General features: G+C 72.0%; 11 protein-coding genes. 4 read left to right on the forward strand and 7 right to left on the reverse strand.

Features of this window, described 5'->3' with window-relative positions; translation table 11 throughout:
• The first annotated feature begins 3 nt into the window (after positions 1 to 3).
• The 4 genes from nuoL to recQ all read left to right on the forward strand — a co-directional run bounded on the left by nuoL (position 4) and on the right by recQ (position 7,401).
• Positions 4 to 1,950: an NADH-quinone oxidoreductase subunit L gene (nuoL, locus tag ABZ576_RS28470; protein WP_360746810.1), complete on the forward strand. Its 1,947-nt coding sequence runs from the start codon at positions 4 to 6 to the stop codon at positions 1,948 to 1,950.
• A gap of 5 nt (positions 1,951 to 1,955) precedes the next feature.
• A complete protein-coding gene (locus ABZ576_RS28475; RefSeq protein ID WP_360746813.1) occupies positions 1,956 to 3,527 on the forward strand; it encodes an NADH-quinone oxidoreductase subunit M in 1,572 nt (523 codons plus the stop codon).
• On the forward strand, positions 3,524 to 5,173 hold the full coding sequence (gene nuoN / locus ABZ576_RS28480) for an NADH-quinone oxidoreductase subunit NuoN (protein ID WP_360746816.1): 1,650 nt from the start codon (positions 3,524 to 3,526) through the stop codon (positions 5,171 to 5,173). The genes ABZ576_RS28475 and nuoN overlap by 4 nt, the downstream gene beginning before the upstream one ends.
• Positions 5,174 to 5,382: 209 nt before the next feature.
• Positions 5,383 to 7,401 carry a DNA helicase RecQ gene (recQ, locus tag ABZ576_RS28485; protein WP_360746819.1) on the forward strand — a complete coding sequence of 673 codons (2,019 nt, stop codon included), beginning with the start codon at positions 5,383 to 5,385 and terminating at the stop codon, positions 7,399 to 7,401.
• A gap of 126 nt (positions 7,402 to 7,527) precedes the next feature.
• Here the strand turns inward: recQ and ABZ576_RS28490 are convergent, their stop codons facing one another.
• From ABZ576_RS28490 to ABZ576_RS28520, 7 genes are all read right to left on the reverse strand, one after another.
• Positions 7,528 to 10,293, reverse strand: coding sequence for a fumarate reductase/succinate dehydrogenase flavoprotein subunit (locus tag ABZ576_RS28490; protein WP_360746823.1), 2,766 nt, complete (start codon positions 10,291 to 10,293; stop codon positions 7,528 to 7,530).
• Positions 10,290 to 11,093 carry an ABC transporter ATP-binding protein gene (locus ABZ576_RS28495; RefSeq protein ID WP_360746826.1) on the reverse strand — a complete coding sequence of 268 codons (804 nt, stop codon included), beginning with the start codon at positions 11,091 to 11,093 and terminating at the stop codon, positions 10,290 to 10,292. Before ABZ576_RS28495 ends, ABZ576_RS28490 begins: the two co-directional genes overlap by 4 nt.
• On the reverse strand, positions 11,077 to 11,991 hold the full coding sequence (locus ABZ576_RS28500; protein WP_360746830.1) for an ABC transporter permease: 915 nt from the start codon (positions 11,989 to 11,991) through the stop codon (positions 11,077 to 11,079). Before ABZ576_RS28500 ends, ABZ576_RS28495 begins: the two co-directional genes overlap by 17 nt.
• Positions 11,988 to 13,331, reverse strand: coding sequence for an ABC transporter substrate-binding protein (locus ABZ576_RS28505; RefSeq protein ID WP_360746833.1), 1,344 nt, complete (start codon positions 13,329 to 13,331; stop codon positions 11,988 to 11,990). Before ABZ576_RS28505 ends, ABZ576_RS28500 begins: the two co-directional genes overlap by 4 nt.
• Before the next feature lie 14 nt (positions 13,332 to 13,345).
• Complete coding sequence (locus ABZ576_RS28510) at positions 13,346 to 13,573, reverse strand: ferredoxin family protein (RefSeq protein WP_003992261.1); 228 nt, start codon at positions 13,571 to 13,573, stop codon at positions 13,346 to 13,348.
• 33 nt (positions 13,574 to 13,606) lie between these two features.
• The gene (locus tag ABZ576_RS28515; protein WP_360746836.1) at positions 13,607 to 14,395 is read right to left on the reverse strand and encodes a GntR family transcriptional regulator; all 789 of its coding nucleotides are present in this window, start codon (positions 14,393 to 14,395) and stop codon (positions 13,607 to 13,609) included.
• Between the two features lie 133 nt (positions 14,396 to 14,528).
• Positions 14,529 to 15,467 (reverse strand): M56 family metallopeptidase, encoded by a 939-nt coding sequence (locus tag ABZ576_RS28520; RefSeq protein ID WP_360746839.1) that lies wholly within the window; start codon positions 15,465 to 15,467, stop codon positions 14,529 to 14,531.
• Positions 15,468 to 15,726 lie beyond the last annotated feature (259 nt).

The raw sequence follows: 15,726 nt of genomic DNA on the forward strand, positions 1-15,726 counted from the left end.
ATCGTGGAGAACCTGATCGCGCCGCTCATCGCGGCGCCCCTGCTCGGAGCGGCCGTCCTCCTGGTCGGCGGCCGGCGGCTCGACCGCGTCGGCCACTGGATCGGCACGCTCCTGTCGGCCGCCTCCTTCGTGTTCGGCCTGATCCTCTTCGCCGACCTGCTCGGCAAGGAGGCCGAACACCGCACCCTGACCCAGCACCTGTTCAGCTGGGTCCCGGTGGCCGGCTTCCAGGCGGACGTGACCTTCCGCCTCGACCAGCTGTCGATGACGTTCGTCCTGCTGATCACGGGCGTCGGCTCGCTGATCCACCTGTACTCGGTCGGGTACATGGAGCACGACGAGCGCCGCCGCCGCTTCTTCGGCTACCTCAACCTGTTCCTCGCGGCGATGCTGCTGCTCGTCCTCGCCGACAACTACCTCCTGCTGTACGTCGGCTGGGAGGGCGTCGGCCTCGCCTCGTACCTGCTGATCGGCTTCTGGCAGCACAAGCCCAGCGCCGCCACGGCGGCGAAGAAGGCCTTCCTCGTCAACCGCGTCGGCGACATGGGCCTGTCGATCGCGATCATGCTGATGTTCACCACCTTCGGCAGCTTCGCCTTCGGTCCGGTCCTCGGCCACACCGGTGACACCTCCGAGGGCAAGCTCACCGCGATCGGCCTGATGCTGCTCCTCGCCGCCTGCGGCAAGTCCGCCCAGGTGCCGCTCCAGTCCTGGCTCGGGGACGCCATGGAGGGCCCGACCCCGGTCTCGGCCCTGATCCACGCGGCGACGATGGTGACCGCGGGCGTCTACCTGATCGTCCGCTCCGGCGCCATCTTCAACGCCGCCCCCGACGCCCAGCTGGCCGTCACGGTCGTCGGGGCGGTCACGCTCCTGTTCGGTGCGATCGTCGGTTGCGCCAAGGACGACATCAAGAAGGCGCTGGCCGGCTCGACCATGTCGCAGATCGGCTACATGGTGCTGGCCGCGGGCCTCGGCCCCATCGGCTACGTCTTCGCGATCATGCACCTGGTGACGCACGGCTTCTTCAAGGCCGGGCTGTTCCTCGGCGCCGGCTCGGTGATGCACGGCATGAACGACGAGGTCGACATGCGCAAGTACGGCGGCCTGCGCCGGTACATGCCGGTCACGTTCATCACCTTCGGCCTCGGCTACCTCGCCATCATCGGCTTCCCGGGCCTGTCCGGATTCTTCTCCAAGGACAAGATCATCGAGGCGGCCTTCGCCAAGGGCGGCACCGAGGGCTGGATCCTCGGCGGCGCGGCCCTGCTGGGCGCGGCCATCACCGCCTTCTACATGACGCGCGTGATGCTGATGACCTTCTTCGGAGAGGAGCGTTGGAAGAAGCAACCCACTCGCTCCCCCGAGGCACCGAGCGCCGAGCCCGCCGCCGAGACCCGGGGCGAACACACCGAGCCGCACCCGCACGAGTCCCCCAAGGTCATGACGATCCCCATGATCGTGCTGGCCGTCGGCTCCGTCTTCGGCGGTGCCTTCTTCAGCATCGGCGACCGCTTCCTCAACTGGCTGGAACCGGTCACCGGTCACGACCACGGCGACTCCCCGCTCAGCGCCGCCACGGTCACCGGCGCGACCATGGTCTGCCTGGCCGTCGGCGTCGCCCTCGCCTGGGCCCAGTACGGCCGCAAGCCCGTCCCGGCCGTCGCCCCGCGCGGCTCCCTGCTCACCCGCGCGGCCCGCCGCGACCTGCTCCAGGACGACTTCAACCACGTCGTCCTGGTACGCGGCGGCGAGCACCTGACGCGCTCCCTGGTGTACGTCGACCACACCCTGGTCGACGGCGTCGTCAACGGCACGGCGGCCGGCTTCGGCGGCCTGTCCGGACGGCTGCGCCGGCTCCAGAACGGCTTCGCCCGCTCCTACGCGGTCTCGATGTTCGGCGGTGCGGCACTCCTGATCGCCGCGACCCTGCTGATGAGGGCGGTCTGATACCGATGTCCTTTCCTCTGCTGACAGCGACGGCGGCGCTCCCGGCGCTCGGGGCCGTCGCCACGGCCGCCGTACCGGCCGCCCGGCGCACCGCCGCCAAGTGGCTGGCCCTGGCCGTCTCGCTCGCCACACTCGCCCTCGGGATCACCGTCCTGGTCCGCTTCGACCCCGACGGTGCCCGCTACCAGCTCACCGAGTCCCACGCCTGGATCAAGGACTTCGGGGTCCGGTACGAGCTGGGCGTCGACGGCATCGCGGTGGCGCTCATCGCGCTGACCGCCGTACTGATCCCGTTCATCATCCTCGCCGGCTGGCACGACGCCGACCCGCTGGAGACCGGCAACCGCCGCTGGCGGCCCACCCAGGGCTTCTTCGCGCTGATCCTCGCCGTCGAGGCGATGGTGATCATCTCGTTCGAGGCCACGGACGTCTTCCTCTTCTACATCTTCTTCGAAGCCATGCTCATTCCGATGTACTTCCTCATCGGCGGCTTCGGGGACCGTGCCCACGAGCACGGCGAGGAGACGGCGGCCACCCAGCGGTCCTACGCGGCGGTGAAGTTCCTGCTGTACAACCTGGCCGGCGGCCTCATCATGCTGGCGGCCGTGATCGGCCTCTACGTGGTGGCCGGGAACTTCTCTCTCACGCAGATCGCCGAGGCCCGGACGAACGGCTCGCTGGACATGGCGACCGGCACCGAACGCTGGCTGTTCCTCGGCTTCTTCTTCGCCTTCGCGGTGAAGGCGCCGCTGTGGCCGCTGCACACCTGGCTGCCCAACGCCATGCAGGAGTCCACCGCCCCGGTCGCCGTGCTCATCACCGCGGTCGTCGACAAGGTGGGCACCTTCGCGATGCTGCGCTTCTGCCTCCAGCTCTTCCCGGAGGCCAGCAAGTGGGCCACGCCCGTGATCCTCGTCCTCGCGCTCGTCAGCATCGTCTACGGCGCGCTGCTCGCCGTGGGCCAGCGGGACATCAAACGCCTGGTGGCCTACGCGTCGATCTCGCACTTCGGCTTCATCATCATGGGCGTCTTCGCGATGACCAGCCAGGGCCAGTCCGGCGCCACCCTCTACATGGTCAACCACGGCATCTCCACGGCCGCGCTGATGCTCGTCGCCGGCTTCCTGATCTCCCGGCGCGGCTCCCGGCTCATCGCCGACTACGGAGGCGTGCAGAAGGTCGCCCCGGTACTCGCCGGCACCTTCCTGATCGGCGGCCTCGCCACCCTCTCGCTCCCCGGACTCGCGCCGTTCGTCAGCGAGTTCCTGGTACTGGTCGGCACCTTCACGCGCTACCCGGTCATCGGCATCATCGCCACCTTCGGCATCGTCCTCGCCGCGCTGTACACCCTCGTCCTGTACCAGCGGACGATGACGGGCCCGGTCAAGCCGGAGGTCTCCGCGATGCCCGACCTCCGCGCGCGCGAGCTGGTCGTCGTAGCCCCGCTGATCGTGCTGCTGGTCGTCCTGGGCGTCTACCCGAAGCCCGTCACGGACATCGTCGATCCGGCGGTCAAACAGACCATGTCCGACGTTCACAAGAAGGACCCCGAGCCCGAGGTGGAGGCGGCCAAGTGAGCGCATCAGCCGTCCACAGCCTGTGGACAACAGCGGCCGACCCGATCTCGAAGATCGACGCGCCGAAGATCGAATACGGACAATTGTCGCCGACGCTGATCGTCATCGGTGCGGCACTGGTCGGGATCCTCATCGAGGCGTTCGTGCCGCGCAGGTCCCGCTACTACGCCCAGGTGTTCGTCTCCGCCGTAGCCCTGTGCGCCGCGTTCGCCGCGGTCGTCGCGCTCGCGGCCGACGGCTACGGCACCACCAAGGCGCACATCGCCGCCATGGGCGCCATCGCGGTCGACGGCCCGGCCCTCTTCCTGCAGGGGACCATCCTGCTGGCCGGCCTGGTCGGCCTGTTCACCTTCGCCGAGCGGCGCCTGGACCCGGCGGCGCACGGCAACCGGGTCGACTCCTTCGCCGCGCAGGCCGCCTCCGTGCCCGGCAGCGACAGCGAGAAGGCGGCGGTCAAGGCCGGTTTCACCACCACCGAGGTCTTCCCGCTGCTCCTCTTCGCCGTCGGCGGCATGCTGATCTTCCCCTCGGCCAACGACCTGCTGACCCTGTTCGTGGCCCTGGAGGTCCTCTCCCTGCCGCTGTACCTGCTGTGCGCGCTGGCCCGCCGCAAGCGGCTCATGTCGCAGGAGGCCGCGGTCAAGTACTTCCTGCTGGGCGCGTTCGCCTCGGCCTTCACCCTGTTCGGCATCGCACTGCTCTACGGCTACGCGGGCTCGGTGTCGTACGCGCGCATCGCACAGGTCGTCGACGGCACCGCCACCGACGTCGACCCGGCGCTCGCCAACACCATGGGCAACGACGCGCTGCTGCTGATCGGCGCCGCCCTGCTCGTGATGGGCCTGCTGTTCAAGGTGGGCGCGGTGCCCTTCCACATGTGGACGCCCGACGTCTACCAGGGCGCGCCCACCCCGGTGACCGGCTTCATGGCGGCGGCGACGAAGGTGGCCGCGTTCGGCGCCCTGCTGCGCCTGCTGTACGTCGTGCTGCCCGGGCTGCGCTGGGACTGGCGCCCGGTCATGTGGGGCGTGGCGGTCATCACCATGCTGGGCGGTGCGATCGTCGCCATCACCCAGACCGACATCAAGCGGCTGCTGGCGTACTCGTCCATCGCGCACGCGGGATTCATCCTCGCGGGTGTCATCGCCACCTCGAAGGACGGCGTGTCGTCCGTCCTCTTCTACCTGGCGGGCTACTCCTTCGTGACGATCGGCGCGTTCGCCGTGGTCACGCTGGTGCGGGACGCGGGCGGCGAGGCCACCCACCTGTCCAAGTGGGCGGGTCTCGGCCGCCGCTCGCCGCTGGTGGCGGCCGTGTTCGCGGTCTTCCTGCTGGCCTTCGCCGGCATCCCGCTGACCTCCGGTTTCGCGGGGAAGTTCGCCGTGTTCAAGGCGGCGGCGGACGGCGGTGCGGCACCGCTGGTCGTGGTCGGTGTGATCTCCTCGGCCATCGCGGCGTTCTTCTACATCCGCGTGATCGTCCTGATGTTCTTCAGCGAGCCGCGGCCGGAAGGCCCGACCGTGGCCGTGCCGTCCCCGCTGACCATGGTCGCGATCGGCCTGGGCGTGGCGGTGACCCTCGTCCTCGGCGTGGCGCCCCAGTACTTCCTGGACCTGGCGGGCCAGGCGGGAGTCTTCGTGCGCTGACGTTTCCCTCACACCCGCCGCTGCCCGGCACCCGCGTCCGAAGGGTGCCGGGCAGCGCCGTTCCCGGGCCCACACGCCTCCGCGTGACCGAGACGTGACGCCTGGGAGCGGGGAAACCTGTGGATAACTCCGGGGCTGTCGGTCCGGGCCCCTATGGTGGAGGCAGCGGTCGAGAGACGACACACGGGGGACCGGCGGGGGACAGGACGATGGGCGTGACGGGCGGGATCAGCGAGATGCCACAGATGACCGAGGGGCCGGGCGCGGTCGACAGCGAGGCGCTGGCCACGCTGCACCGGGTCTTCGGATACGACGCCTTCCGGGGCGAGCAGCAGGCGGTCATCGAGCACGTGGTGGCGGGCGGCGACGCCGTCGTCCTCATGCCCACCGGCGGCGGCAAGTCGCTGTGCTACCAGATCCCGGCCCTGATCAGGCCCGGCACCGGCGTGGTGGTCTCGCCGCTGATCGCGCTCATGCAGGACCAGGTCGACGCCCTGCGCGCCCTCGGTGTCCGCGCCGGTTTCGTGAACTCCACGCAGGACTTCGACGAGCGGCGCGTGGTCGAGGCCGAGTTCCTCGCCGGTGAACTGGACCTGCTCTACCTGGCGCCGGAGCGGCTGCGCCTGGACGGCACGCTGGACCTCCTCTCCCGGGGCAAGATCTCCGTCTTCGCCATCGACGAGGCCCACTGCGTCTCCCAGTGGGGCCACGACTTCCGCCCCGACTACCTCGCCCTGTCCCTGCTCGGCGAGCGCTGGCCGGACGTCCCGCGGATCGCCCTCACCGCCACGGCCACCCGCGCCACCCACGAGGAGATCACCCAGCGGCTGAACCTGCCGACGGCCCGCCACTTCGTCGCCAGCTTCGACCGGCCCAACATCCAGTACCGGATCGTCCCCAAGGCCGACCCCAAGAAGCAGCTGCTCGCCTTCCTCCGCGAGGAGCACCCGGGCGACGCCGGCATCGTGTACTGCCTCTCGCGCAACTCGGTCGAGCGGACGGCGGAGTTCCTCACCGCCAACGGCGTCCAGGCGGTGCCGTACCACGCGGGCCTGGACGCGGGCACGCGCGCGGCGCACCAGTCCCGCTTCCTGCGCGAGGACGGCCTGGTCGTGGTGGCCACCATCGCCTTCGGCATGGGCATCGACAAGCCGGACGTACGCTTCGTCGCCCACCTGGACCTGCCCAAGTCCATCGAGGGCTACTACCAGGAGACCGGCCGGGCGGGCCGCGACGGCCTGCCGTCCACGGCCTGGATGGCGTACGGCCTGAACGACGTCATACAGCAGCGCAAGCTGATCCAGTCCGGCGAGGGCGACGAGGCGTTCCGCCGCCGGGCCGCCGCCCACCTCGACTCCATGCTCGCGCTGTGCGAGACGGCCCGGTGCCGCCGCGGCCAGCTGCTCGCCTACTTCGGTCAGGACCCCGACGCCGCGGCCTGCGGCAACTGCGACACCTGCCTCACCCCGCCCGAGACCTGGGACGGCACGGTCGCCGCGCAGAAGGCGCTGTCCACGGTGGTGCGACTGCAGCGCGAGCGCGGCCAGAAGTTCGGCGCGGTGCAGATCATCGACATCCTGCTCGGCAAGCGCACCGGCAAGGTGATCCAGTTCGACCACGACCAGCTGTCCGTCTTCGGTATCGGCCAGGACCTCACCGAGGGCGAGTGGCGGGGCGTCGTCCGGCAGCTGCTGGCGCAGGGGCTGCTCGCGGTCGAAGGGGAGTACGGCACGCTGGTGCTCACCGAGGCGAGCGGCGCGGTGCTCCGCGGCGAGCGCGAGGTGCTGCTGCGCAAGGAACCGAAGAAGCCGGCCGCCTCCCGGTCCCGGTCCGCCGGCGCCTCCGGAGGCGACCGCAAGGCCAAGACCGCCGCGGCCGAACTGCCCGACGAACTGCTGCCCGCCTTCGAGGCCCTGCGGGCCTGGCGCGCCGAGCAGGCCCGGGAACAGGGCGTCCCGGCGTACGTCATCTTCCACGACGCCACCCTGCGGGAAATCGTCACCCGCCGGCCCGCTTCGGTGCAGGAACTGGGCACGGTGAGCGGCGTCGGCGAGAAGAAACTGGCGACGTACGGCGAAGGGGTGCTCGAAGTGCTCGGCTCCCTGGACGCCCCGGCCCCGGCCGCCGACTCGGCTCCGGCCGCCGCCCCGGCCCCGGCGGGCACCCGGGCACCCGAGGACGACTGGCCCGAGTTCGGGGGAGAGCCGGAGCCGGACGACTGGATATGACCCGGCACGGCACGACGACGGGGTGCCGCCGGGTGCGGCGGCGCCCGGACACGGCCGGGTAGGGCCCCGGCGACCGGACGACGCCGGGCACGGCGCCGCCCCCCTACGCCCCCGTGCGACGCGGGCTCACAGCCCTCGCGCCGCGTAGGCCCGGACATCCGCGTCCGTGTCACCCGTCGCCGTGGCGAGGGCCGCGCGGGCCTCCGGTGAGGTCCGGTGCCGGCTCAGGGACAGGACCGCCGCCTTGCGGACATCGGCGTTCGGGTCGGCGAGGCACTTGGCGAGGGCGGGGACGGCCGCGTCGGCGGGCGCGGCCGACAGCGCGGTCGCGGCACCGGACCGTACCTGCCAGGCGGCATCGGACAGGGCGGCCACCGCACGGTCGGCCAGCGGCGGCGGGCACCCGGTGGCGGCCAGCGCACCGAGCGCGGCACCACGGACCAGGGGGTCGCCGTCCTCGGTGAGCCGCTCCAGAGCGGCGGCCAGCAGGGCCCGGTCGGCCGTGTCGAGGGCCGCCGAGCCCGTGGTCGCCAGCGCCTTGGCCACGGCGACCCGGACCTCCCGGGAGGGATCGTCCGCGGCACCCGCCAGCGGCCGGACCGCGTCCACCGAGACGAGCGCCCGTACGGCCTCCGTCCGGACGGCGATGTCGGGGTCCTCCAGGGCCGCCGCGAACACCCCGGCGCCGCCGAGCCGCAGGGCCCGCAGCACATCGAGCGCGGCGGCGCGGACCACGGGGTCGGCCTGGCCGAGCGCACCGGTGAGGGAGGCGCCCAGGGCGGGGTCGGGCGGCAGCGTCTCGACGAGCTCGCGCAGCGCGGCCGCGGCCATCGTGCGGACCTCGGCGTCGGGGTCGGCGAGCGCGCCGGCGAGGGCCTGCCCCGTGCCGGGCGGCAGGGTCTCGGTGAGCACCGAGACGGCCGTACGGCGCACCGCGGGATCGGGATCGGCCAGGTAAGGCTCCACAGCGTCGAGTTCCGGCTCCGCCTCGGCCAGCTCCAGCAGCTCAAGCAGCCGGGGCGAGGCGGAGCGGAGCCCGCCGGATTGGTTTATCGAACCGGCGGCACGCGCGTGCTCGGGCTCCGCGGCCACCGGTGCCACCTCGCGCGGCCCGGCCGTGGCCACGTGCTCGGGCAGAACCTCGCCCAGGGGCCGGGAGGGACCGCCGACAGGCGTGAACTCCGCCACCGGAACCAGATAGGGAGCCACGGGACGAGCCGTGAACTCCATCGCACCAGAGGGGGACTTGTGCAGATCGAGATGATGGAACCAGGAGACGTCGTCGCGTCCGGGATGGTCGAGACGTTCGTGATAGAGGCCCCAGCGCGACTCGGTGCGAGCCAGGGACGCGCGGGCGGCCATCTCCGCGCAGTCGCGTATGAAGGTGACCTCGGCACAGCGCATCAGCTCGTGCGGGGTACGGGCACCCATCGCGGCGATGTCGGCGCGCATCCGCTCGAACGCGTCCAGCGCGAGGGAGAGCCGCGCACCGGACTTCGGCGGTGCCACGTAGTCGTTCACGAAGCGGCGCAGCTTGTACTCGACCTGGGGCTGCGGCGGGCCGTCCGGGTTGCGCAGCGGACGGTAGATCAGCTCGTGCGCCGCGCGCACCTGGTCCGCGGGAAGCTCACCGTCGTACGCCGTGTACTGTGCGGCGTCCGCGCCCGCGAGGTCACCGAAGACGAAGGCGCCGATCATGTAGTTGTGCGGGACGCAGGCGAGGTCGCCGGCGGCGTACAGCCGCGGGACGGTCGTACGGGCGTGGTCGTCGACGCGGACGCCGGAGGCGGAGTGGCCGCCGCACAGGCCGATCTCGGAGATGTGCATCTCGACGTCATGGGTGCGGTAGTCGTGCCCGCGGCCGGCGTGGAAGGTGCCGCGGGTGGGCCGCTCGGTGGAGTGCAGGATCGTCTCCAGGGCGGAGATCGACTCCTCGGGCAGGTGGCTGAGCTTGAGGTAGACCGGGCCGCGGTCACTGGCGACCTCGGCGGCGAACTCGGCCATCATCTGCCCGGACCAGTAGTCGGAGTCGACGAAGCGCTCACCGTTCCGGTTGACCTGGTAACCGCCGAACGGGTTGGCGACGTAGGCGCAGGCCGGTCCGTTGTAGTCCTTGATCAACGGGTTGATCTGGAAGCACTCGATGCCGGTCAGCTCGGCGCCCGCGTGGTAGGCCATGGCGTAGCCGTCGCCGGCGTTGGTGGGGTTCTCGTAGGTGCCGTAGAGGTAGCCGGAGGCGGGCAGGCCGAGCCGGCCGCACGCCCCGGTCGCCAGGATCACCGCGCCCGCGCGAACGGTGACGAAGGCGCCGGTGCGGGTGTTGAACCCGGCGGCACCCACCGCCCGCCCCTGCGCGGTCAGGACCCGCACCGGCATCACCCGGTTCTCGATCCTGATCCGCTCCCGCATCTCGCGCCGCCGCAACTGCCGGTAGAGGACCTTTTTGACGTCCTTGCCCTCTGGCATCGGCAGTACGTACGAGCCGGAGCGGTGGACCTGGCGGACCGCGTACTCACCGTGCTCGTCCTTCTCGAACTTGACCCCGTACGACTCGAGCCGCTGCACCATCGCGAAGCCTCGGGTGGCGGTCTGGCGGACGGTGGACTGGTCGACGATGCCGTCGTTGGCGCGGGTGATCTCGGCGACGTAGTCGTCGGGCTCGGCGCGGCCGGGGACGACGGCGTTGTTGACGCCGTCCATGCCCATGGCGAGCGCGCCGGAGTGCCGGACGTGGGCCTTCTCCAGCAGCAGGACGCTCGCGCCGCGCTCGGCGGCGGTCAGTGCGGCCATGGTGCCGGCGGTGCCGCCGCCGATGACGAGGACGTCGCAGGTCAGCTCCTCGGCGTCGGTGACGGCGGGAATCTCCGAAGGGGTGGGCGCGGGGGTGGTCACCAGGATGCCTTCCAGAAGCCGAGCGAGGTGAGGACGGCGCGGCGCAGCGCCACGCGGGCCGGATCGTCGAAGGCCGTGCGGTCCCGCGGGCGCGGCACCTCGTGCACGGCGGAAACCCGGCCGGAACCGAGCAGGGCCACGCGGTCGCCGAGGAACAGGGCCTCGTCCACGTCGTGGGTGACGAAAACGACGGTCGCGCCCGTACCGCGCAACACCTCCACCAGCAGGTCCTGCATGCCGGAGCGGGTCTGCGCGTCGAGGGCGCCGAAGGGCTCGTCCATGAGGACCGCGCGCGGGCTGTCCGCCAAGGCGCGGGCCAACTGGGCGCGCTGGCGCTGCCCGCCGGACACCCGGTGCGGCAACTGCCCGGCCTGCGCGCTGAGGCCGACCCGGGCGAGCCACGACTCGGCCCGGGAACGCCGCTCCGCGCGCGGTACGCCCCTGACCGCCAGCGGGAGCTCGACGTTCCCGCGCAAGGTGCGCCAGGGCAACAGCGCGTCCTCCTGGAAGACGAGGGCGCGGTCGGCCGACGGCCCGGTCAGCGGGCTGCCGTCCGCCTCGGCCGCGCCGCCCAGCGGCGGCAGCAGCCCGGCGAGCGTGCGCAGCAGCGTGGACTTGCCGCAGCCGGAGGCGCCGACGACGGTGAGGATCTCGCCGGGCGGGACCTCCAGGTCGACGCCGTCGAGGACCGCGGCGCCCGGGTGGCCGAGGACGGCGGAGCGGAAGGCGAGCCGGGTGCCGCGCACGGGCCCCGCGGCCGGCGCGGCGGGAGCGGGGACGGTCTCAGACGAAGTGCTCATCGCGGGCCTCCTGGGTGTCGTGCTGGCCCTGCTGCTCGGAGTGGGCATGCTGCTCGGGATCGCCGTGGCGGCGGGCGGGGGCGGCGAGCGGCCGGGGCGTGCGGGTGCGGCCGCCGGGGACGTACGAGGTGCGGGGCAGCCAGCGGGTCAGCCGGCGGCCGAGGAGTTCCACGGCCGTCGAGGTGATCCAGCCGAGCACCCCGATCGTGACCATGCCGACGAAGACACCCGGGTAGTCGACCACCGTGTAGTCCTGCCAGGTGCGGTAGCCGACCCCGTACTGGCCGGAGATCATTTCGGCGGAGATCACGCAGATCCACGACACGCCGATGCCCACCGACAGCCCGCCGAAGATGCCGGGCAGTGCGCCCGGCAGGACGACGGAACGCAGGATCCGGAACCGGCCGGCGCCCATGGTGCGCACCGCCTCCTCCCAGACCGGGGTCAGCGCCCGCACCGCGTGCCGGGTGGAGACCAGCACGGGGAAGAAGGCGGCGGTGCAGGTGATGAAGACGATGCCCTGTTCGTTCGACGGGAACAGCAGGATCGCGACCGGGACGAGCGCGATCGCCGGGACCGGGCGGACGACTTCCAGGACCGGGCCGAGCAGGTCCTCGGCCAGGCGGGAGCGGGCCACGAGCACACCCGTGGCCACTCCGAGGACGGCCGCCAGCGCGAAGCCGGTCAGGATGCGGGTGAGGCTGTCGGTGAGGTCGGTCCAGTAGTCGCCGCCGGAGATCCGGTCGCCGAAGGCACGGGCGACGTCGGTGACGGTCGGGAACTGCGAGAAGCGCAGCCACAGATCGACGTCCAGGCCGGTCAGCAGCTGCCACAGGCCGAGGGCGGCGGCCAGGGACGCCGTCCGCAGCGCATAGCGGGTCACGGGTCGCCGCGTCATGAGGCCAGCTCCAGGGCCTGGCGGTAGGTGAGCGTCCGCGCGCCGGCGTGTGCGGAGACGTAGGCCCGCGCGGTGGCCAGGGTGACGAAAGGCAGCAACCGGTCGCCGTCGGCCACCCAGACCGCCTTGTCGGCGAACCACAGGGTGCCGGTGGTCGCGTCGGGGACGTAGGCGGCGCGGATGCCGTCGTGGTGCGCGGCCAGGTGGGCGAGCAGTTTCCTCGGCGTGGCGAAGGTGAGGGTCTCGTCGCCGCCCTTGGCCCACACCTCGCTCGCGGCCGGTGGCCGCGGTGTGGCGAGCCGCTTGGCGTAGGACGTGCCCAGGGCCCTCTTCACGTACTGGTCGTCGACGAAGGACTCCACGTCGATGTCACCGGTCAGCTTGGCGGCCTTCAGTACGGACACGTCCTGCTCGAGTGCGGAGACGAGCCGTGGTGCGAGCGCCGGGTTGAACGTGGCGATGCCGTGGGCGCCGTTGTAGAGGTAGACGACCTCGGCGGGCAGACCGGTGGCCTCGGCTACCTTCTCCGCAGCCCTGACGGGGTGGCTGTTGAGGTAGTCCGTCGCCTGGGCCTGGGCCTTCAGGAAGGCTTCCAGGACGGCCGGACGCTGCCGGGCGAAGTCCTCGCGGGCGGTGACGCCGTGGAAGGTGGGCAGGTTCAGCTGGGCGCCGTCGTACAGGGCCTTCGCCTTCCCCTGGTAGGCGAGCAGGCCCGGCCAGGCGACGAACTGCGAGAGCGCGTCCGTACTGCCGGCGGAGAGCGCCGAAGCGCCCACGGCGGGCTGCTGGTTGAGCTTGGTGATGCCCTTGTTCGGGTCGATGCCGGCGCGCTGGAGGGCCCGCACGAGGGTGCCGTCGGCGGCGGAGCCGATGCTCGTGGAGACCTTCTTGCCCTTCAGGTCCTTCAGCGACGTGAGTGAGGAGTCCGGCGCGGTGACGATGGTGTTGAGACCACCGCGCAGGTTGTAGCCGGTGACGGAGACCAGGTGGGTCGGACGGCCCAGCTGCTTGCCGCGGGCCGCGTTGAGCAGCAGCGGGAAGTCCCCCATCGAGCCGATGTCGATCTTCCCTGCGGTCATCTGGGCGGTGATCGGGGCGCCGGTGGCGTAGTCCTGCCAGTCGACCTTGTAGGTATGGCCGTCGTGCAGGGAGTTGAGCTGCTCCTCGAAGTACCCGAGGGAGCGCAGCAGGGTCCCGGCGGTGACGGTGTTGATGGTCTTGGACTGGTAGCCGACGGTCACGGTGACCGTGGAGCCGTTGCCGGCCTCGGCGTCGCCGCCGCAGGCGGACAGGGGCAGCAGGAGTGCGGCGGCGGACAGGGCGACTGCCGTACGTTTCATGGTGGTTGTACCTCTCACCGCAGCAGATAGGGCATGTTGACCGTGACGGCTCCGGTGGGGCAGCGGGCCGCGCACGGGCCGCAGTACCAGCACTCGTCGACGTGCATGTAGGCCTTGCCGTTGCGCTCGTCGATGGCGAGGGAATCCAGCGGGCACATGTCCACGCAGAGAGTGCAGCCGTCGATGCACTTGGACTCGTCGATGGTCACGGGCACGTCGGCCCGCTGGGGCGCCAAGGGCATGGCTGTCTCCAGGAAACGTGCGGGTGGGGTCGGTTACGAGCGGCGGAGCAGGCCGCTCATGGTGATGCGGTCGCCGCGGAAGCGGATGAATTCCAGGTCGACGGGGCGGCCGTCGGCGAGGTGCGTGAGGCGCTCCAGCATCAGTACGGCGGCGCCGCGCGGGGCCTGGAGCACGGCCGCGGAGTGGGCGTCCGCGTTCACCGCCTCCAGGGTGATCTCCGCGTGGCCGAGACGCCGGCCGGTGATGGCTTCCAGGAGCCGGAAGACATCGGTGTTCTCCAGGTCGGCGCCGAGCAGGGCGGTGCCGATGTCGAGCGGGATGTAGGTGAGGTCGAGGGAGAGCGGGAGGCCGTTCAGCCGGCGCAGGCGCTCGATGTACAGGACGTCGGCGCCGGCCGGGACGCGGAGGCGTTCGGCCACGGGGACGGGTGCGGGGGCGGGGCCCATGGTGCGGACCTCGTTGGTGACGCGGCCGTGTTCGCGCAGGGTTTCGGCGAGGCCCATCAGACGGTCGAGCCCGTGGGGGTACTTCCGGGCGACGACGACGGTTCCGACCCCGGGCAGCCGGTCCACCAGGCCTTCGGCCCGGAGCAGGTCCAGGGCTTCGCGGACGGTGTTGCGGGAGGCGCGGTAGTCGGCGGCGAGGGTGGACTCGTGGGGAAGGGCGCCGTCCTGGAATGCGCCGGTGAGGATCTGGCGGCGCAGCAGGTCGGCGAGTTGCCGGGCCCGGTCCGCACGCAGCCGGCGCCGCGCGCGGTGCGCTGCGACGGTGGTCGCGGCGCCCTGCCCGGCGTGGTCCCGGAGGCGGTCGGTGGGTGGCATGGCTGGAACCATACCCAGCCGGTAGGGAATGGCGTGTTGCCGGAGTGTTGCGCCAGGTGAAGACTCTCCGGACAAGCCGCTGAGCTGCGGTTTCCGCCTCCGGTCCGGCAAGATCTGCCACCCGCCGGGGCGGTCAGGACAGTGCCGACAGACCCGGAGCGAAGGTGATCAGGAGCGGCAGCAGGGGCACCAGCGCGGCCACTGTCGTCGTCAGCGCCCGGTGCCGGCGCAGCAGCCGCGGCGGCGGTTGCAGAAGGCGGTCCACGCGCTCGCCGAGGAGGCGGCGGCTGGAGTCGCAGGACAGGACACCCCGGTGCTGGTTCAGCTCGATCAGGGCGAGGGCCGTGGTGAGGTGGCCGCAGCGGCGGGACGCCGTGTCGTCGGCGGCCAGTTCGACCAGGCGGTGGGTCTGGTCGCAGAAGTGGGCGAAGAGCGGCACCCGCGGGAAGCCGGTGGCCAGCGCGGTCGACAGGTGCAGCAGCCAGTCGTGGTGGGCGCGGGCGTGCCCGCGCTCGTGGGTGAGGACGGCGTCCAGCTGCAAGTCGGTGAGGCGGTGGAGTGCGCCGGTGGTGACGACGAGCTGAGGCGGGTGTCCGGGCATCCACCAGGCGTCCGGGTACTCGTCCTCCAGGACCAGCATCGGCCCACGGGCCGCCGGCAGCCCGGCCGGCAGATCGGGGGCGCGTTCGCGCAGGTGCGCCCGGGCCTGGCCCCGGCTGCGGCGGGCCTCCACGAGCTCCCGGGCCAGCATCGCCGTCGTCCAGGCGGCCCCGCAGGCCAGCAGCACGGTGAGCACGGCGGCCCACACCGGCGCGGCGGACAGGTCGTACGCGGCGGTGACGGCGGGCGGTGCCGGTGCGAACACGTGGTCGCGGACGGTGTGGAAGACCGCGGCCGCGCCCAGGACCAGTGCGGTCAGGCAGGACAGCAGCACGGTGGCGACCAGGCACTGCCACACCCACAGCGCGACCACGGGTTCCCGCTCGGTCCAGGCCGCCCGGGTCAGCGCGCGCGGCGCCGGCACGGCGGCGGTCAGGGCGACGACGCTCAGCAGGAGCAGGCAGACGGTCATGCCGGGGCCCCGGTTCCTGGTCGGAGAGGTGTGCGGGTGTCGGTGGTGCCGGGCACGCCCCGTGCGGCTGCGTGCCGCGCGCGAGCGTGTCCCAGTCAGTATGACGAAGACGGCCGGTGCGAGGCAGGTGTCGACGACGATCCGGTCGGGTCCGCACGCGCGCGTCGGCGGGGCACCGGCGCGCCGGTGCCCCGCGCGCCGGGCCGACGATCACCCTGCCGCCGTCGGCGAGGAGATCCATGACCCGTGTCAGCACATC

This window comes from Streptomyces sp. NPDC013455, assembly GCF_040632975.1.
GTDB lineage: Bacteria > Actinomycetota > Actinomycetes > Streptomycetales > Streptomycetaceae > Streptomyces.

Coding starts and splice junctions, on each gene's coding strand:
- ABZ576_RS28515 (WP_360746836.1), bottom strand. CDS start 14,395: ATGCCACCCACCGACCGCCTCCGGGACCACGCCGGGCAGGGCGCCGCG.
- ABZ576_RS28500 (WP_360746830.1), bottom strand. CDS start 11,991: ATGACGCGGCGACCCGTGACCCGCTATGCGCTGCGGACGGCGTCCCTG.
- ABZ576_RS28475 (WP_360746813.1), top strand. CDS start 1,956: ATGTCCTTTCCTCTGCTGACAGCGACGGCGGCGCTCCCGGCGCTCGGG.
- ABZ576_RS28520 (WP_360746839.1), bottom strand. CDS start 15,467: ATGACCGTCTGCCTGCTCCTGCTGAGCGTCGTCGCCCTGACCGCCGCC.
- recQ (WP_360746819.1), top strand. CDS start 5,383: ATGGGCGTGACGGGCGGGATCAGCGAGATGCCACAGATGACCGAGGGG.
- ABZ576_RS28505 (WP_360746833.1), bottom strand. CDS start 13,331: ATGAAACGTACGGCAGTCGCCCTGTCCGCCGCCGCACTCCTGCTGCCC.
- ABZ576_RS28495 (WP_360746826.1), bottom strand. CDS start 11,093: ATGAGCACTTCGTCTGAGACCGTCCCCGCTCCCGCCGCGCCGGCCGCG.
- ABZ576_RS28510 (WP_003992261.1), bottom strand. CDS start 13,573: ATGCCCTTGGCGCCCCAGCGGGCCGACGTGCCCGTGACCATCGACGAG.